The organism is Corynebacterium lactis RW2-5, assembly GCF_001274895.1.
GTDB lineage: Bacteria > Actinomycetota > Actinomycetes > Mycobacteriales > Mycobacteriaceae > Corynebacterium > Corynebacterium lactis.
Window position 1 is genome coordinate 1922196 of the sequence record NZ_CP006841.1, and the last position, 17962, is coordinate 1940157.

General features: G+C 63.5%; 15 protein-coding genes. 4 read left to right on the plus strand and 11 right to left on the minus strand.

Annotated features, from left to right (window positions below):
* Positions 1-7: 7 nt before the first annotated feature.
* The 9 genes from CLAC_RS08375 to CLAC_RS08415 all read right to left on the minus strand — a co-directional run bounded on the left by CLAC_RS08375 (position 8) and on the right by CLAC_RS08415 (position 9672).
* Positions 8-1339, minus strand: coding sequence for a hemolysin family protein (locus CLAC_RS08375; protein ID WP_053412522.1), 1332 nt, complete (start codon positions 1337-1339; stop codon positions 8-10).
* Positions 1336-1869, minus strand: a complete 534-nt coding sequence (ybeY, locus tag CLAC_RS08380; protein WP_053412523.1) for an rRNA maturation RNase YbeY — start codon at positions 1867-1869, stop codon at positions 1336-1338. Before ybeY ends, CLAC_RS08375 begins: the two co-directional genes overlap by 4 nt.
* An 8-nt stretch (positions 1870-1877) precedes the next feature.
* Positions 1878-2897 carry a PhoH family protein gene (locus CLAC_RS08385; protein ID WP_053412524.1) on the minus strand — a complete coding sequence of 340 codons (1020 nt, stop codon included), beginning with the start codon at positions 2895-2897 and terminating at the stop codon, positions 1878-1880.
* Between the two features lie 12 nt (positions 2898-2909).
* A complete protein-coding gene (locus CLAC_RS08390; RefSeq protein WP_053412525.1) occupies positions 2910-3671 on the minus strand; it encodes a 16S rRNA (uracil(1498)-N(3))-methyltransferase in 762 nt (253 codons plus the stop codon).
* 44 nt (positions 3672-3715) lie between these two features.
* Positions 3716-4846, minus strand: coding sequence for a molecular chaperone DnaJ (gene dnaJ / locus CLAC_RS08395; RefSeq protein WP_053412526.1), 1131 nt, complete (start codon positions 4844-4846; stop codon positions 3716-3718).
* A gap of 2 nt (positions 4847-4848) precedes the next feature.
* Positions 4849-5886 carry a heat-inducible transcriptional repressor HrcA gene (gene hrcA, locus CLAC_RS08400; RefSeq protein WP_053412527.1) on the minus strand — a complete coding sequence of 346 codons (1038 nt, stop codon included), beginning with the start codon at positions 5884-5886 and terminating at the stop codon, positions 4849-4851.
* Positions 5887-5895: 9 nt separating this feature from the next.
* On the minus strand, positions 5896-7026 hold the full coding sequence (gene hemW / locus CLAC_RS08405; protein ID WP_053412528.1) for a radical SAM family heme chaperone HemW: 1131 nt from the start codon (positions 7024-7026) through the stop codon (positions 5896-5898).
* An 11-nt stretch (positions 7027-7037) separates the two neighbouring features.
* Positions 7038-7724 (minus strand): hypothetical protein, encoded by a 687-nt coding sequence (locus CLAC_RS12970; protein WP_053412529.1) that lies wholly within the window; start codon positions 7722-7724, stop codon positions 7038-7040.
* A gap of 118 nt (positions 7725-7842) precedes the next feature.
* Entirely contained in the window at positions 7843-9672 is a 1830-nt protein-coding gene (locus CLAC_RS08415; protein ID WP_053412530.1) for an AMP-dependent synthetase/ligase, read from the minus strand.
* Positions 9673-9814: 142 nt separating this feature from the next.
* Between CLAC_RS08415 and malQ the strand changes: the two genes are divergently transcribed.
* On the plus strand, positions 9815-12043 hold the full coding sequence (malQ, locus tag CLAC_RS08420; RefSeq protein ID WP_053413366.1) for a 4-alpha-glucanotransferase: 2229 nt from the start codon (positions 9815-9817) through the stop codon (positions 12041-12043).
* A gap of 123 nt (positions 12044-12166) precedes the next feature.
* Here the strand turns inward: malQ and CLAC_RS08425 are convergent, their stop codons facing one another.
* Both CLAC_RS08425 and CLAC_RS08430 read right to left on the minus strand, forming a co-directional pair.
* Positions 12167-12406, minus strand: coding sequence for a hypothetical protein (locus CLAC_RS08425; RefSeq protein WP_053412531.1), 240 nt, complete (start codon positions 12404-12406; stop codon positions 12167-12169).
* Between the two features lie 38 nt (positions 12407-12444).
* Positions 12445-14499: a M3 family metallopeptidase gene (locus tag CLAC_RS08430; protein ID WP_053412532.1), complete on the minus strand. Its 2055-nt coding sequence runs from the start codon at positions 14497-14499 to the stop codon at positions 12445-12447.
* Between the two features lie 104 nt (positions 14500-14603).
* On the opposite strand from CLAC_RS08430, the gene CLAC_RS08435 reads away from it, so the two are divergent.
* The 3 genes from CLAC_RS08435 (at position 14604) to CLAC_RS08445 (ending at position 17946) form a co-directional block, all read left to right on the plus strand.
* Positions 14604-15881, plus strand: a complete 1278-nt coding sequence (locus CLAC_RS08435; RefSeq protein WP_245621844.1) for a carboxylesterase family protein — start codon at positions 14604-14606, stop codon at positions 15879-15881.
* 182 nt (positions 15882-16063) lie between these two features.
* Positions 16064-16552 carry a PH domain-containing protein gene (locus tag CLAC_RS08440; RefSeq protein WP_053412534.1) on the plus strand — a complete coding sequence of 163 codons (489 nt, stop codon included), beginning with the start codon at positions 16064-16066 and terminating at the stop codon, positions 16550-16552.
* Positions 16552-17946 (plus strand): PH domain-containing protein, encoded by a 1395-nt coding sequence (locus CLAC_RS08445; protein ID WP_053412535.1) that lies wholly within the window; start codon positions 16552-16554, stop codon positions 17944-17946. Before CLAC_RS08440 ends, CLAC_RS08445 begins: the two co-directional genes overlap by 1 nt.
* Positions 17947-17962: the final 16 nt, after the last annotated feature.

The window sequence follows — 17962 nt, forward strand, 5'->3', positions numbered from 1 at the left end:
CATGTCATCAAGGTTGCCCATTATTGCTCACTTCTTCCTCGGAAATCTCTTCCGCGGTCGGCTCCACCACCACAGTGGTTACCCTCATACGACCCCGTCGGTCGCGGGCACCCTCGGCAGTAAACTTCAGTCCTGCATATTCTACGTGCGATCCCGGCAGAGGCACGCGTCCCAGCTCGTAGGCGATGAGACCGGAAACAGTGTCGACCTCCTCAGCCAGGTCATCGTCGAATTCGATGATTCGGTCGTGCGCTTCATCGTAGAGCTCCGCCAACTCGCCGAGGCTCAGACGACCGATGACGCGGTAAGCCCCCTGACCCAGCGGCTCAATTGGGGCCTGCTCCGCGGCATCGTACTCGTCGGCAATCTCGCCGACGATCTCCTCCAGGATGTCCTCGATGGAGATTAGCCCCGCCACGGAGCCGTACTCGTCGATAAGAACTGCGATGTGGTTGCGGTTGCGCTGCATCTCGTCGAGCAGGTCGTCGAGAGGCTTGGAATCGGGCACGAACACTGACGGGCGCATGACCTCCGAGACACCGACGCCGCGGCCGCCGTCGGTACGCGCGTAAGTGCGCGCCACAATGTCTTTTAGGTAGACCACACCGACAATGTCCTCGACACTGTCCCCAATGACCGGAATGCGCGAATGGCCCGAGCGCACGCACAGGGTGACCGCCTGGCCGCAGTGCTTGTCCGACTCGATCCACACCATCTCCGGGCGCGGCACCATCACAGCGCGTGCCGACGTCTCCGCCAGGTCAAAAACGGACTGGATCATCCGGCGTTCGTCGTGCTCGACGATTCCCTTCTCCTGGGCGATGTCGACCATCTCGCGCAGCTCCACTTCGGTGGCGAAGGGGCCATCGCGGAAACCGCCTCCCGGCGTGATGATGTTGCCCAGCCAGATGAGAATCTTCTCGAGCGGGCGCAACACCTTCGCTAAAAAGCCCAGTACAACAGCGCTGCCCAGTGAAATGGAGTAAGGATTCTTCCGACCCAAGGTGCGGGAGAAAACCCCAAGAACCAGAAATGTAAAGAGGGACAGCACGCCGACGGCTGCTGCAATCGCCCACTCCTGAGGGGCGAAGAGCTGCAGGCACAACGCCGCGATGGCGACCGCACCGCTGGATTCGCAGAGGGTACGCAGGATGACCAGGACGTTGACGTGCCTTGCCCGGTTGTCGACGACCTTCAGCAGCGCGCCGGCACCGGCAACCTCGTCGCGCTGCAGCTCCGCCACACGCGCCCTGGAGATGGCGGACACCGCGGTCTCGACAGTGTTGAGAGCTCCGGCTCCCAGCATGGCTAAGACCGCGATGAGCGCTAGGGGAATCATCGCTCGTTAGAGCGCTCTGGGAACGCGTTCGGAGTGATCGGCTTGGCGCTAAAGCTCACACCGCGGCGGTCAATATCGTCGTACCAGTCGGCCAGCAGACCGTTCTGGAGGGAGAACATCTGACGCTCCTCCTCCGCCGTGACGTGGTCGTACCCCAGCAGGTGAAGCACGCCGTGCACCGTCAGAAGAACCAGCTCGTGACTGAGTGGGTGGCCCGAGCGCTCCGCCTGGCCTGCGGCGAACTCCGGGCACAACACGATATCGCCGAGCATGGACGGACCCGGATCCGCGGCATCCGGCCTGCCTGATCCCGGTGTCAGCTCGTCCATGGGAAAGCTCATTACATCGGTGGGGCCCGGAAGATCCAGCCAGCGGACGTGCAGGTCCTCTATGGTCTTCAGGTCCACGATATGGATGCTCAGCTCGGCGGCGGGGTGAACGTCCATGCGCCCCAGCGCGTAGCGCGCTACGTCGATGAGGGACTCCTCGTTGACGCCCTGCCCCGACTCGTTAAAAACCTCGATGCTCATCTCTCGCCTCACGCGTCCTTGAAATTCTTGACCTTGTTCTTTCCCTGCTCGATGCCTTCCTCGTAGGCGTCGAAGTCGTCGTAAGCCTCCACGATTGCGGTGACCAGCGGATTGCGGACCACGTCGGAGGAGGTCAACGACGGGAAGGCGATACCGGGCACGCCGCGCAGAACCTCACGGGCCACGGCCAATCCCGATTTCTGGCCGCGCGGCAAATCCACCTGGCTGGCATCGCCGGTAATGACCATCTTGGAGCCGAAGCCGAGGCGGGTTAGGAACATCTTCATCTGGGCAGGTGTGGTGTTCTGTGCCTCATCCAGAATTATGAATGCGTTGTTGAGCGTGCGGCCGCGCATGTAGGCCAGCGGAGCCACCTCGACCACACCGGTTTCCATCAGCTTCGGAATGAGGTCCGGCTCCAGCATCTCGCGCATGGCATCGTGCAGCGGGCGCAGATAGGGGTCAATCTTCTCGTGCAGAGTGCCCGGCAGGAAGCCGAGGTTCTCGCCGGCCTCCACCGCGGGACGGGTCAGGATGATTCGCTCTACCTGCTTGTCCTTCAGAGCAGCCACTGCCTTCGCCATCGCCAGGAAGGTCTTGCCAGTTCCTGCGGGGCCGACGCCGAACACCACGTTGAAGCGGTCGATTGCATCGACATATTCCTTTTGCCCCTCGGTCTTGGCACGCACCGTCTTACCCCGATGAGTGATGATGCCGCTGCCGAGAACGTCACTAGCTGATTTCTCGCCACGATCGACGATGCCCACAGCGCGGCGCACCGAGTCCAGTGACAGCTCGTGCCCACGCCGCGCCATCGACTCCAGTTCCTTGAAGGCTCGGGTGGCCAGCGAAACCTCCGACGGCGAGCCCTTGATTGTCACCACCCCGCCACGGACGTGAACGTCCGCGGCGAGAAGGCTCTCCAGCAGGCGCAGGTTTTGGTCGGCATGACCCACCACGACCGGGGCCAACTCGTCATCGAGTTCCACTACAGCGGTCGTGCGGGCATTCACAGAAAATTTTGTCATTACTCGCCTATCTTAACGGTCCCACCGGCCGGTCAGCGGACCGAGAGCATTAAGCGCTGCAGCACCTGCCAGGGCGCTGCGCAGCACTGTCGGCCCCAGCACCACTGATTCGGCCCCTGCCTCGCGGAAGATCTCCACCTCCTGAGGGCTCACGCCGCCTTCCGGACCGACGATGAACACAACGCGGCGAGCCCCCTTAGCCTGCTCGGCAAACCGCGCAAAGGAGGCCGTTTCCTCCTCGTGGAGCACCGCTGCCACCCCGCCCTCGGCGACAACCGAGGAAATCAACTGCACTACCTCGGCCGTCGAATGCAGCGGCGCCACCGGCGGGATCCATGCGCGCCTGGCCTGCTTCGCGGCCTCGCGTGCTGCGGCTTGCCACTTGGCGCGGGCCTTATCTGCTTTAGCTGCTCCGTTCCACTTGGCCACGCAGTTAATTGCGGCCCAGGGAATGACCTCGTCCACGCCGGACTCTGTCATTAGGTCCACGGCCAGCTCTGCTCGGTCCGACTTCGGCAGCGCCTGCACCACGGTCACGTGCGGCAGAGGCCGCCCGCGATGCTCCGCCGCATCCACCCGGATGTGGACCTCGCGCGGATCGACGTGCATCAACACACCACGAACGACCAGGTCCGCCCCGTTCGCCAGCAGAATTTCGGCGCCCTCCTTCAGTCGGCGCACACTGACATGCTTGGCCTCAGCGCCGCGGATGACGACGATCTCGCCAACCGTAGGCAGCTCCACGAAGTCACCGAGGAATACAGGCAGACTCATTTTTCGCTCACCCGCAGTCGCACTCGCAGTCGCACCCGGCTTACCTAGCGCCGACGGAAGCGCGAGAAGAAACCGCGCCCCTCGGCCGCATCAGCGACCTTGGCGTCGTCACTACGGTGGTCACGCAGCTCTTCCAGAAGCTCGCGCGATCGACGGTCCAGCTTCGTGGGCACGGAAACGTGGACGTGCGCGACCAGGTCGCCGTTGCCCTCACCACGCAAGTGCGGCATGCCCTTGCCCTCGACGCGAATCTCCTGCGCGGGCTGGGTACCCGGATCGACGGTCAGCGTCATCGGCTCGCCGAGCAGGTCCTCGACCTCGAAGTCCGTGCCCAGTGCGGCGTCAGCCATCGGAACCGAAACGTTCAGGTGCAGGTCATCGCCCTCGCGCTGGTAGACCGGGTGCGTGTCCATCTGGACCTCGACGTAGAGGTCGCCGGAGGGGCCGCCTCCGGGTCCGACCTCGCCCTGGCCGGCCATGCGGATGCGCATGCCGTCGGAGATGCCGGCCGGCACGTTCACGGTCAGGTCGCGACGAGCGCGGACGCGGCCGTCTCCACCGCAGTTGTCGCACGGATCCGGGATAATCTCACCGGTGCCCTGACAGGTCGGGCACGGCCGCGAGGTCATCACATTGCCCAGGAAGGAACGCTGGACCTGCTGAATCTCGCCCGTACCGTTACATGTGCCACAGACCTGCGGCTTCGACTTGGACTTGGAGCCGGTGCCCTCACACACGTCACAGAGCACGGCAGTGTCCACCGTGATGGACTTGCGCACACCGGTAAAGGCCTCGTCGAGACCCAGGGAGATGCGCAGTAGAGCGTCGGCGCCCGGCTGCACGCGGGAGCGACGCTGGCGGCCGCCACCCTGACCGCCGAAGAAGGCCTCGAAGACATCGCCCAGGCCACCGCCGCCAAAGCCACCGAAGCCGCCACCCGGCATTCCGCCGGCAGGATCCATTGGGTCGCCGCCCATGTCAACGATGCGGCGCTTCTCCGGATCTAGCAGCACCTCGTTGGCCTGGGAAGCCTCGCGGAACTTCTCCGCCGCTTCCTCATCATCCGGGTTACGGTCCGGGTGGTACTTTAGCGCTAGCTTTCGGTACGCCTTCTTAATGTCAGCGTCCGTGGCGTCCTTGTCCACTCCGAGGATGCCGTAATAGTCGCGTGCCAACTTTAGCTACTTCCTTTCAATACCCGACCGACGTACTGTGCAACAGCTGCGACCGAGGAAATTGTTCCCGGATAATCCATATACGTAGGGCCCACCACACCCATACCGCCCAGAATCTCTCCCCCGGCGCCATAGCCGGTCGAGACCACTGAGGTTCCCCGAAGCTCCTCGTCCTCGTTTTCCTCGCCGATGGAAACCTGGACTCGGTGCAGGTCCTGCGCAGCAGACAATAGCTTCAGCACAACAACCTGCTCCTCCAGGGCCTCAAGGACCACAGGCAGCGTGGAAGGCAAGCGACCGTGGATATTACCACGCGTCAGATTTGACGCACCCGAGAGGATGAGCCTGTCGTTGGGCCGCTCAATCAGAGACTCCACCAGTACCGTCGAGCAGCGGATGATAACGTCGCGCAGATTCCTCGGCGCATTGACCGCTAGGTCGGCTATGGCAATCGAGGCGTCGGAAAGCGTCTGCCCGCCCATCGCGCGGTTGAGGTGTTCCCTTAGCTGCGGCACCGCGTCCGGGTCTAGCGGTGCAGCCAGCTCCACGTTGCGCTGCTCCACGCGGCCGGTGTCGGTGATGACTACCAGTAGCAGGCGAACGTCCGCCAGCTGCACGACCTCGCAGTGGCGCACGCGGGAGACCTGCAGAGTCGGCACCTGCACGACCGCCACCTGACGCGTTAGCTGGCTGAGCAACTGCACGCTGCGCCTCAGCACGTCCTCCAGGTCGACACCGCCCTCCAGAAACTCCAGGATTGCGCGGTGCTCGGCCCGCGACAGCGGCTTGATCTGCGAGATATTGTCCACAAATCGGCGGTAGCCCTTCTCCGTAGGGATGCGCCCGGAGGAGGCGTGCTCCTGTTCGATGTAGCCCTCGGCCTCGAGAACCGCCATGTCGTTTCGAATCGTCGCAGACGAAACTCCGAGGTCGTGCCGCTCCACCAGAGCTTTCGACCCCACCGGCTCCTGGGAGGACACATAGTCCGTCACAATCGCCCGGAGAACTTCCTGCCTGCGCTTATCCGTCTGACTAGACATGCGGATAGCTTAGCTAAGGATGTCGACTATAATCGCGTCCGCCAGCAGACGCCCGCGATCTGTCAGCCGCACGCGCCCGCCATCGAAGACCAGCATGCCCTCATCTGCTTGCCGACGCGCCCGACGTCGCTCCTCCTCATGCAGCAGGGCGACATCAATGCCCTCGGACAGTCGCAGGCCTAGCATGATTTTCTCGACATGCCGGTCCTCATCGGTCAGCGTTTCCGAGTCCTTGATGGGAAGCTCGCCCGCCGAGACGGTGGCCGAGTAACGAGCCGGATGCTTGACATTGTGGAAGCGGCGGCCGTCGACGTGCGAATGAGCGCCGGGGCCTGCACCCCACCAGTTGCCGTCGCGCCAGTAGACCAGGTTGTGGCGGCAGGCCCCACCTGGTCGCGCCCAGTTCGACACCTCGTACCAGGAAAAACCGGCCTGGGAAAGCGCCGAGTCAATGCGTTCGTAGCGGTCGGCAAGGTCGTCGTCGTCCGGCATCGGCAGCTCGCCGCGGCGAACCTTGCGGGCAATGGCGGTGCCCTGCTCGACTATCAGCGAGTAGGCCGAGACATGGTCAACCTCGGTGTCCAGCACGGCGGCAAGCGTGGTGTCCAGGTCCGCCATGGACTCGCCCGGAGTGCCGTAGATTACGTCCAGGTTGATGTGCTCGAAACCCGCAGCCCGAGCCTCCGCAACCGCAGCGGCGGGGCGCCCCGGGGTGTGGGTCCGGTCCAGCGTCGCGAGCACGTGTGGCACCGCGGACTGCATGCCCAGGCTGACACGGGTGAAGCCCGCATCGAGAATTCCCTCGAAGAATTCCGGCGAGGTGGACTCCGGGTTGGACTCGGTCGTCACCTCGGCGCCGTCGGCAAGCCCGAAGCTGTTGCGGACGCCATCGAGGAGCCTGCGCAGGCCGTCCGCCCCGAGCAGCGAGGGGGTGCCGCCCCCGACGAAAACGGTGTCGGCGGGGCGGGCCGAGCCCGGATCGGACGCGACGGCCATCTCCAACTCGCGGATGATTGCGTCGAGGTAGTCGCCCTGAGAGGCGCCAGGGCCGAGCTGACCCGCAGTGTAGGTGTTGAAGTCGCAGTACCCGCACCTCGTGGCGCAGAAGGGCACGTGCAGGTAAACGCCGAAGGAATCCACGGAGAAAAACTCTACGCGTGCTCGAGCTGCCGACGGCGCTTGACGCGGCGCACAATCTCGTCGATGCGGGCGCGCTCCATGAGAAACTCCGGAGGCCTGCGCCCCCGCAGAGCCTTTGCGACGGCCGGATGCGTCTCCGGAACCGCGACGCACCATGCGGCAGCAGCGGCGAGTGCCTGCCGCCCGGACTGCGCATAGAGCTGGGACAGCGCGACGCAGCCGAGCTTTTCCACGCCTCGGATGTTTTCAGCGGAGACCCAGTCGGCGAGCTCCTCGAGGTAGGCGGCGACGGCGTCGGAACGCGCGATCATCGCTTGAGTGACAGTGGGAAGCGCGACCGGGTGCTCGATTGGGGCTGGGATCAGCGACAGGGATTGCACGTCGATGGTCTTCGGAGCGTGGCGGGGGTGCGACGAGCCGCCGGCCGAGGCGGTCAGCGTGCCCATGCGACCGGAGCGGATACCCGAGGTGAACGCCTGGCGGAGACCATCGAGCTCGCCGATGAGCGGGCGGGAATCCTCCACGGCCTCGTCGACGATGTCGGCCAGCTCGAGCACGCACTCATCGACCAACTCACGGTCGACATCAGCCACGGCCTGCGCAAGGTGCTCGATATGCTCGGCGACCTCGTCCCCGATGTCATAGAGCTCTTGGGTGACTTCGCGCAGGCGCAACCGAGCATCGAAGTGGTTGACCATTGCCCCGCCTCCCGAAGAAACATCTAAAAAGAATCTAAAAAACACCAGTGCCCCCTACCTTAAAGCGGCAGGGGGCCAAAGCGAGGTAACAACACGGTGCCGATGGGCACTGAAAAATTTAGCGGTGGTACAGCGCTTCAATCTCGCGGGAGTAATTATCCATAACGACGTTGCGCTTGACCTTCATCGTCGGTGTCAGCTCGCCGCTGTCCTCGGTGAAGTCGTTGTTGAGGATGTGGAACTTCTTAATCGCCTCGGCGTGGGAGACCAGCTCGTTGGCGGAGTTGACCGCGTCCTGAATCTCGGCGCGCAGGACCGCGGAGGACGCCGCGAGGTCGCGAATCGAGGTGCTCTCGGCGACGTTGTGCTCGACCTTCCACTTGGCCAGCGCCTCCTCGTCGAGAGTGACCAGGACGGAGACGAACGGGCGGCCATCGCCGATGACAACGGCCTGGGAGACCAGCGGGTGCGCACGCATGCGATCTTCCATCGGGCCGGGGGCGACGTTCTTGCCGCCGGCGGTGACGATGAGGTCCTTCTTGCGCCCGGTGATGCGCAGGTGACCGGTCTCGTCGAGCTCTCCGATATCGCCGGTCTTGAACCAGCCATCTTCGAAGGTGGCCTCGGTGGCTTCCTCGTTCTTCCAATAACGATCGAAGACGACCGGGCCCTTGAGCAGGATCTCGCCGTCGTCGGCAATGCGGACGGAGCAGCCGCCAACCGGGCGCCCGACGGTGCCGATGACCTGGTCACCCGGGTGGTTGACCGTGATGGCTGCGGTGGACTCGGTCAGGCCGTAGCCCTCGTAGACGGTGACGCCCAGGCCGCGGAAGAAGTGGCCGAGGTCGCTGGACATCGCGGAGCCGCCAGAGATGGTGTACTGCACGGCCTCGCCCATGGCGGCCTTAATCTTGGAGAACAGCAGCTTGTCGTAGAGCTTCAGGCGCATCTTCAGCGCACGCGAAGGCCCTTCTGGGGTATCCAGCGCCTTGGAGTACTCAATCGCGGTGGCCTCGGCGCGCTCGAACAGCGCGATGCCGAAGGCACCCTTTTCCTTCGCGGAGGCGAATGCGGAGTCACGAACCTTCTCGAACACACGCGGCACACCGAGAATCAGGTGCGGGCGGGAGCGCTGGAACTCCAGGGTCACGGTCTTGGTATCCGACCAGTGCGACTGGGTGGCGCCGGCAATTATGGAGGCCAGCGACACCGCGTGCGCGAGCACGTGCGCCAGCGGCAGGAAGGTCAGGATGCGGTTGCCCGGACGGGCAATCAGGCCGATCTCGTTGGTGAGGATTGCGCGGGCCTCGGCCAGCCAGTTTGAGTGCAGGAGCACGCAGCCCTTCGGTCGGCCCGTGGTGCCGGAGGTGTAGATCACCGATGCGATGTCGTCCGCCTTGGTTGCGTCGATACGCTTTTCCACCTCGGCGTCGTCGATATCGCGGCCCTCGTAGCAGATGGTGTCGACTGCGGAGGCGTTAATCTCCAGGACGCGACGCAGCTGGGACTCCCCCTCAACGCCGCTGCCCTCGCCTTTAACCACCAGTGGCTTCATGCGGTCGGTGTGCTCGCGGGACTCGGTGAAGCCGAACACGGCGCCGGAGTTCTCCACGATCCAGCGGATCTGCCCGGAGGAGGAGGAACCGTAGATCGGCACGACGGCCGCACCCGCCATCCAGATGCCGGTGTTGAGGAGATTCCACTCGTAGCGGGTCTCACTCAGCAGCGCAACTCGGTCACCCGGCTGGATACCGTTGGCGATCAAGCCCTTAGCCACTGCCTTGGCCTCGTCGTAGAACTCCTGCGCTGTGACGTTGACCCACTCGAAGTTCTTGGGGCGGCTGAACAGCACGAGCTTCGGGCGCTTGCTCACCAGCTCTCGCAACGAGGTGATAATTGTCTCTTCCTCGCCGATTACGTACTTAGCCTCAGCAGTGTATTCACGCATCGCGCAATTAACCCTTTACTTGTCTACGTTGGTTTTTATAGCAATCAAGATAGAACATGACTCCGAGCGCCGTTGCGATTTCGGAAACATTTCAATAACAAAGTGACTTGTGCCACCCCTGTCAAAGCTCCGCGAAACTGGCATTATTGGAGGAGTGACACAGGCAGCTTCGAATTCACCCATTACCTCTCCTCTCGCCGACCTCGCCCGAGACGTCGGAGTGGGAGTTTCCTACCACTCTACGGAAGGCGAGCTCGTCCACGTCTCGCGCGAGACCATACTGAAAGTTCTCGCAGCGCTAGGTATCGATTTGGGCGAAAATCCCAGTGACGCGGACATCGAGCGCGCCCGGAGAGCTTGGGCGGACAAGCAGTGGTCCCGCCTCCTACCCCCAGTGGTCGTCGCACGCCGCGGCGAGTTTAAACGGGTACTGGTCCACGTCCCGCACGGCAGCAGCGTCAACGTCTCCGTCGAACTATCCACCGGCGCAGTCTGGCCGTGCGCCCAGGCCCACCACTTGGTAGAACCCCGCCAGGTCGGCGATCAGCTAATGGGCGAGGCCGCTTTCGCAATCCCGGAGGACCTTCCGCTGGGGTGGCATCGGCTCAAGGCCGTCAACGGAGAGCGCGTAGCGGAGTGCGACCTGGCAATCACGCCGAATAGGCTCTCGACCGCGGACAAGTACGTCGAAAAGCCCGCGCATGGTGTGATGGCGCAGCTCTACTCGGTGCGCTCGCGCCGCAGCTGGGGCATCGGAGACTTCGCGACCCTCGGCGACCTCGCACAGGTTAGCGCGCAGCACGCTGGCTCGGACTTCGTCCTGATTAACCCGCTGCACGCAGCCGAGCCCGTGCCCCCGGTGGAGGACTCCCCCTACCTGCCGACGACGCGTCGTTACGTCAACCCAATTTACGCCCGCCCCGAGCTGATTGACGAGTTCGGCTACCTGGACAAGGACGAAGCCGACGAGGCGCGTCAGCTAGCTGCGAAATTCCACGAGCTAAACCACAGCGCGGAAGAAATTGAGCGCAACCCCATTTACGCTGCCAAGTTAAAGGTCCTGCGCGCCGTGCACAAAGTCCCACTCTCGGAGGCCCGCCAGGCGGAGTTCGAGCGTTGGCTCGCAGCTGAGGGCCGCGGCATTTATGACTACGCGGCATGGTGCACCGAGCGTGAGCTAGCGCAGCGCAAGCAGGCCCGCGAGCAGGCTGCAGCGGCAAAGGCCGATAAGGACGGCGCCTCCGAAACTGCGGACGCGCCTGAGCTCGTCCCGCCGCTGGGCAGCCACGAAGATGTGGACTCGCTGCGCGAGGAAATCATGCACTTCCATCTGTGGGTCCAGTGGATTGCGGACCAGCAGCTAGGCCAGGCCCAGGCCGCAGCCAAGGAGGCCGGTATGCGTATCGGCATCATGGCCGACCTCGCCGTCGGCGTGCACCCGGGCGGATCCGACGCTGAGAACCTCGCGGAATGGCTCGCCCCTGCAATTTCTGTAGGCGCCCCGCCGGATGGATTCAACCAGCGCGGCCAGGACTGGTCCCAGCCGCCGTGGAACCCGCACAAGCTCGCCGAGGCCGGGTACAAGCCGTGGCGCGATATGCTCCGCACCATCCTGCGCCATGCGGGCGGAATCCGCGTCGATCACGTCCTCGGCATGTTCCGCCTGTGGGTGATGCCGCGCATGGAGTCGCCGATTAACGGCACCTACCTCTACTTCGATCACGAGGCCATGGTGGGCATCCTGGCGCTCGAGGCCGAGCTGGCCGGAGCCCTCGTTGTCGGCGAAGACCTGGGAACCTTTGAACCGTGGGTCCAGGACTATCTCGCTTCCCGGGGAGTTATGGGTACCTCGATCCTGTGGTTCGAGTCCCAGGGAGATCAGCCAAAGCCGCCGTCGGCCTACCGCAGCCTGTGCCTGTCGTCCGTAACCACGCACGACCTGCCGCCGACTGCCGGTTACCTGGCCGGCGAGCACATCAAGCTGCGCCAGCGCCTTGGCCTGCTGCTTTCCGACGTGGATGCGGAGGATAAGAGGGACTTGGAGTGGATCCGGAAGGTCCTGGTTGCCGCTAAACAGGAGGGCTGCTTCGCGGGCACTGCGGCCGCAGACATGGACGAGGAAGCCCTGACCAGGGATAACCTTCCCCCAATCGATGTGCTAGTCGATGGCCTCCACAGGTTCCTAGATCGCACGCCTTCAGCGCTGAAATGCGCGGCGCTGGTCGACATGGTCGGCGACCGCCGGACCCAGAACCAGCCCGGCACCACGCACGATCAGTACCCGAACTGGTGTATTCCGCTGACCAACGCCGAGGGAGAGGCCGTCGTGGTGGAGGACCTGCCTTCCTACCCCTCCTTCGCCAAGAGCTAGGGACGTCGCAGACGGCTGGGTGGCTAGAACTGAATCTGGCTCAGGCCCCCAGCCAGGAGCACCAGCACCAGGAGCACGATTAAGGCCAGAAGTACCTTCGAGTGCTTGGAACGATGCATGCTTCTACCTCAACTCCCTACTGCCTGTTTTTGTGGATTCCTCAACCATAGTCTCTGAGGTTTTGGAAGCCCGAATCTTGCCCCAGGCCCGCCACAGCCGTCCGTGGGCTATGTCGATTACGCCGACAAGCGCGAATGCCGCGAGCCCACCGACTATGAGCAGGACAGCAACCAGGACGCTGACCTGCAGAAGCAGCGGCAGCTGAATCAGCCACTGCCCAACCGAGTCAAATGCGCGTGCCATGAGTGCAAACTTACTCCAACTGACGGGTCAGGGCCCGACTAGGATTCCGCGTTCGTCCCCGCCAGCCCACGGCGAACCAACAACGGCTCGATGTCCTTATCCCGACCGCGGAATGCTCGGTAAGCCTCGGTGAAGTCGATTGCACCTCCGCGAGAGAGGACCTCCTCGCGGAAGTGGGCCCCGCCCGCAGCGCTCGCTCCGCCGTTTTCGATGAACCAGTCGAAGCCGTCGGCGTCGAGAACCTCCGCCCACAGGTAGGAGTAGTAACCGGCCGAGTAGCCGCCGGCGAAGATGTGATTGAAATAGCGCGAACGGTAGCGCGGAGCGATATTGGCCACGTCCAGGCCCAACTCGGCCAGAGCGTCGGCCTCGAAAGCATCGACATCGGTGACGGCAGCGGCCTCCTCCTCGGTCAGGCTGTGCCACGCCAAGTCAATCGCGCAGGCCGCCAAGTACTCGACCGTCGCGAAGCCCTCGCCCGCGGTGCGTGCCAGCTTGACCGCCTCAACCAGGTCGGCGTCAATCGGTGCACCGGTGCCAACGTGGAACGCGTAGTTGGCCAGAATCGACGGTTCCAGCGCCCAATTCTCGTTGATCTGGGAGGGGAACTCCACGAAGTCCCTCGGCACGTTGGTGCCGGAGAACGTCGGGTAGGTGACGTCGGAAAGCAGGCCGTGGAGTGCGTGGCCGAACTCGTGGAAAGCGGTGGTGACCTCGTCGAGGGTGAGCAAAACAGGGGTGCCCGGCTCGGTCTCGGCGATGTTCATCACGTTGACGACAACGGGCTTGCGGTCCAGCAGCTTCGACTGATCGCGGAAGGAACTCATCCAGGCGCCGCCGCGCTTGGTCGGCCGGGAAAAGTAGTCGGTCACGATCAGGCCAATGGTCTCGCCGCCGCCCTGGGACACCTCCCACACAGTCGTGCCCGGCGCGTACCCTTCCAGGTCCTCGCGCTTTTTCACCTCGATGCCGTAGAGCTTGTGCGCGGCGAAAAATACGCCGTCCTCGATGACCCGATTCAACTCGAAGTAGTTCTTGAGCTCCTCGGTGTCCACCGCGAACTCCTCCGCCTTACGACGGCGCTCCCAGTAGGGCCAGTCCGCACCCGTGACGGGCTCGTCGCCTGCCAGATCGGATACGCGCTTGTATTCACCTTCCGCATTTGCGACGGCCGCCGGCGCCAGATCGGCGATGAGCTTTCGGGCGGCGGAGGCGGTCTTCGCCGTCTCCTTCGCGATGACGTAGTCGGCATGGGTTTCGAAGCCGAGCAGCTTCGCCCGGCGGGCGCGCAGGCGCGCCGCCTCGAGGACGATGTCGGTGTTGTCGTTGGCGCCGTTTGATGCGCGGCCGAGGGACGCCTCGTAGAGCTTGGCCCTGGTGTCGGCATTGTCCAGGTCTGCTAGGAGAGCCGGGGTCGACGGGAGATCCAGCGGGATCAGCCAGTTCGCATCCGACCCCGCCTTCTTGGCGTAGGCCGCAAAAGAGGCGATGGCATCGTCGGAAAGCCCGGCGAGCTCGGAGCGGTCGGAGATGGCGACGGCGCGTGCGGCGGTGTCCTTCAGCAGATTCTCTCCGAAAGCTGTGGCGAGCTCGGACAAGCGAGCGTTGATGCGGCTCAGCTCGGCCTTATCGCCCACTGCGAGGTCAGCGCCGGCGCGGCGGAAATCCTCGCGGGTCTTATCCAGCAGGCGGGCGGCCTCCTCCTCGTCCGCGGCACCGGATACAGAAGTGATGGACTTAATGCGTTCCCAGAGGTCCGAGCGCAGGCGAATCTGGTCGAAGTGCGCAGCCAGCTTCGGGGCGATTTGGGCCTCGATTTCCATGCGGGAATCAGTCGCATCAGTGCCGGCGATATTGAAGAAGTAGGCGGCAACGCGGTCTAGATCCTGGCCGGATCGCTCGAGCGCCTCAATGGTGTTGGCGAAGGTGGCGGCCTCACTAGAGGTGGCAATCTGATCAATTTCGCGCAAGTGGGAGGCCATTGCGGCCTCGAACGCGGGCACTACGTCGGCATCGGTGATATCGGCAAACGGAGGAAGCTCTAAGAAGAGTTCGGAAGATTTCAAAAGCGGGTTTGATGCATCATTAGACATAATGCACTCCACTGTAGCGTGATAGATGCGAATACTTTCGAAAAATTGTCGCGCTGAAAACTGGTGTTTTTTACGAAAGGACCTTTGACGTCACCATGCTGACCATGACAGTATCCGCGCCCTGTGGCGACCTGACCGGCAACGTGCGCGACGGAGTCCTGCAGGTCTACAACATCGACTACGCGAGCGCGAGGCCCTTCGCTCCTTCTTCCCCGGTCTCCGACGGCCCTCATGTGGGGATCAAACGAGAGGAGCCGGAACAGGAGCTAGTCCTAACGGTGACAGCGCCGCAGCCGGCGGAGACCCCTTTCGAGGACGCTGCGAAATTCCCAATTTTGCTCTGGATTCACGGCGGCCGCTACGAGTTCGGGCACCCCTCGGAGCCGTGGACTGACGCGACATCGTTTGCGAAGAATGGCATTGTCACTATCTCGCTCGGATACCGGAAGAACCTCGGCGGCTTCTGGCGCGATGGAAAGGACGAGACATACCGTGCCGTCGATGATATTTTCCTCGCCCTCGACTGGGTGCTGCGCAATGCCCCAGCATTCGGAGGCGATACGAGCCAGGTGACTGTGTCCGGCCAATCGGCCGGCGCGGGCCTGGCGCTGGCGGTGTCCTCAGACCCCCGCGCGAACGGCAAGATTCACCGAATCATCGCCATGTCTCCGGCATTCTCCCTGCTCTCGGGCTCACCGATGCGCCGGGCTATGGCCGGTCTCGGAATCGGATCCCGCCCGTCGACCGCCGCCTTCGCCCACGCTTCCGCTGCAGCGGTCGACCGCGCGCAGCGCCTCGTCGCCGCGGTCTCCCCCTCGGACCCCGCCGTAGGCCCCCGCTTCGAGTCCTTCAGCCCGAAGCTACCCACCTTGATTACCTGCACCAGCGAGGAGTTCTTCGCCGAGCGCGCAGTCGAAACCTTGGACCGCTTGCCGACGAAAAACTGGTTCGCACGCCGCTATGCCAAGGGCCACGGCGCGGTCGGCGCTTTCCCCGCTGCCGCCTATGGGCAGCGTCCCTGTGGTTTTGTCATCTCCGACTCGGCGATTAGGTCGAGCGCGGTGAAAGTTGCGGAGCGGACCGCAGCCGCCGGCCACGACGTGTGGGCCGCGCAGTTCGAGCCAGGCAAGGGCCTCGGCTACGCCCCCGCTGGAAGGACATCGGGGGCTCCGCACTGCATCGACCTGGCGCGCTTTTTCGGCCGCGAACGCAACCATCCCTTCCACCAGGTTGCGGTCGATTTTGTGAAGACTGGCTCCACGCGTCTGCCCAAGTACAACGGGACGCGACAGGTGACGGCGTGGGCCGGCGCAGACGACCTGACTACCGAACGTGTAGTCGAGGATGCCTGGGAGGCACCCCGCCAGCTCTTCGGGAGCTAGCCTACGAATACTAGGCGGGCAGCGTCTGCATGAAGCGGTAGATCTCCACGCAGGTCAAGATTGTAATCAGGGTGATGAGCACTGCGATGATTTTCCTGCGATCCATAGGCACAGTTCTATCCGCTGAACCCGCATCCAGGCAACACCGTGAACGCCCGCCCCCATATGTTTAACTGGCAATCATGACAGCCCTTGACCTATTAGCCCCAGAAAATCCCGCGCTCCACCCGGTCGATTCGGCGCTTGCGAAGGTCAGGCGCATTAGCGTCGCCATCTTCGCCGCCTCGGTTGCGGCGGCCGCGACCGTAGCCGCGTTTCTGTTTACCATCTGGGCGGGCTTGCTGTGGATTGTTTGCCTCTGCGGCTACGTGTGGATGCACTGGCTCATCGGCAGGCAGGTTCGCGCCCACCGGTATCTCGAGGGCGAGGATGACTTCATCGTGGCCTCCGGTCGCTGGTGGCGCTCGGTTACCGTCGTCCCCTACGGTCGCATTCAGTTCATCGATGTCGACGAGGGGCCGCTGCTGCGCATGTACGGCCTGGCCACGCTGAAGCTCAACACGGCCTCCGCGACCTCGGACGCCGAGGTACACGGGCTACGCAGGCAGGACGCCCTTGAGCTTCGCGCCCGCCTTTCCCAGCGCGCCCACGACCGAATGGCGGGGCTGTGATGGATTTGCGCGAGACGCGGCGGAGGGTTCATCCGCTCACACCGGTCCTCAAAAGCTTCACGCTTTTAGCCGCGGTGCTGGCATGGGTCGCCTTTAATATGTGGCAGGCCATCGCAGATTTCGGGGCCCTTCTTTCGGACTGGGCTCTCGCCGGAGTCGCCGTGGCCATCGGCATCGTGGTGCTGGCGATCATTGTGATCGCCCTGCTTGCGTGGGTTTCCTGGCGCTATATCTTCTACGAGCTAACGGACCAGGAGGTCCTCTACGGCTCGGGCTGGATCATAAGGTCCCGGCGCAACGCCCGCCTCGACCGGGTTCAGGCGGTGGACATTAATCAGCCGCTGCTTCCTCGGCTGTTCGGGCTGGCCGAAATTGTCATCGAGACCGCCGGCGGCAAGGATTCGCATTTCAAGGTTCAGTATCTGACTCACGACGAGTGCGTGCGGTTCCGTGCCGAAGTACTCGCGGAGGTCGAGAAGCTAGACACCGGGTTGGCATCGGGACAGGCAGCTCCAACTAATGCGCAGGCTGCTGACTTTCAGCCTGCCGGCACGATTATAGATGCAAGGACCATTTACGGTCCGCTTCCCGTTGCCCTGCTCGCCGCCTCTGTCTGCATCGGACCGGGTCTATTCCTGGGCGTTTTCGCGGTAATCGCGGGCGTGATTGCCGCGTTCTTCACGGACTTTGTCGCAGAGATGCTCACGGGAATCACCATCGGTACTGTGATTGCGGTTGGCGGTGTTATCGCCTCAATCTTTATGACGCTTAGCGGGTCCTGGGAGTTCACGCTCCGCACATCGTCGAAAAGCAGGAGACTATCGGTGACGGCGGGCCTGCTAGAGACGCGCGCCCAGTCCATCCCCATCGATCGCGTCCACGGAATCAAGGTAATTCAGCCCCTGTGGTGGCGGCCGTGGAAATGGTCACGTGCTGAGCTTTCCGTGGCGGGCTACGGCATCGGCGACAAGGACACGCACAATACGCTCGTGCCCATCGCGCCCAATGCGGAGCTGGATGACATCGTCGCAGACCTGATGGATGAGATTGCGGGCCCTGAGCGCTCCGCGGACCAGGCAGCCTCTTTGGGCGCCTGGGAGACTCCGGCCTCCGCGTGGTGGTTAAGCCCCATCGACTGGAAATACCAGCGTGTCCGGGCAACACGCCAGGGGCTATTGGTGACAAACGGCAAGTTCTGGCACACCAAATACCTGGTTCCCTGGCAGCGGATTCAGGGACATACGCTGTCGATTTCCCCGTTCGGAAAGGCAGCTGGTGTGGCGAACGTGCGCATCGACATGGTCCCCGGTTCCGTCGCACCGATCGCGGCCCAGCTGCGACTACAAGATGCCTACGATCTCGCTGCAGTAATTCAAAAGCACAAGGTCGTCTAGGCCCCACCTGTCACCC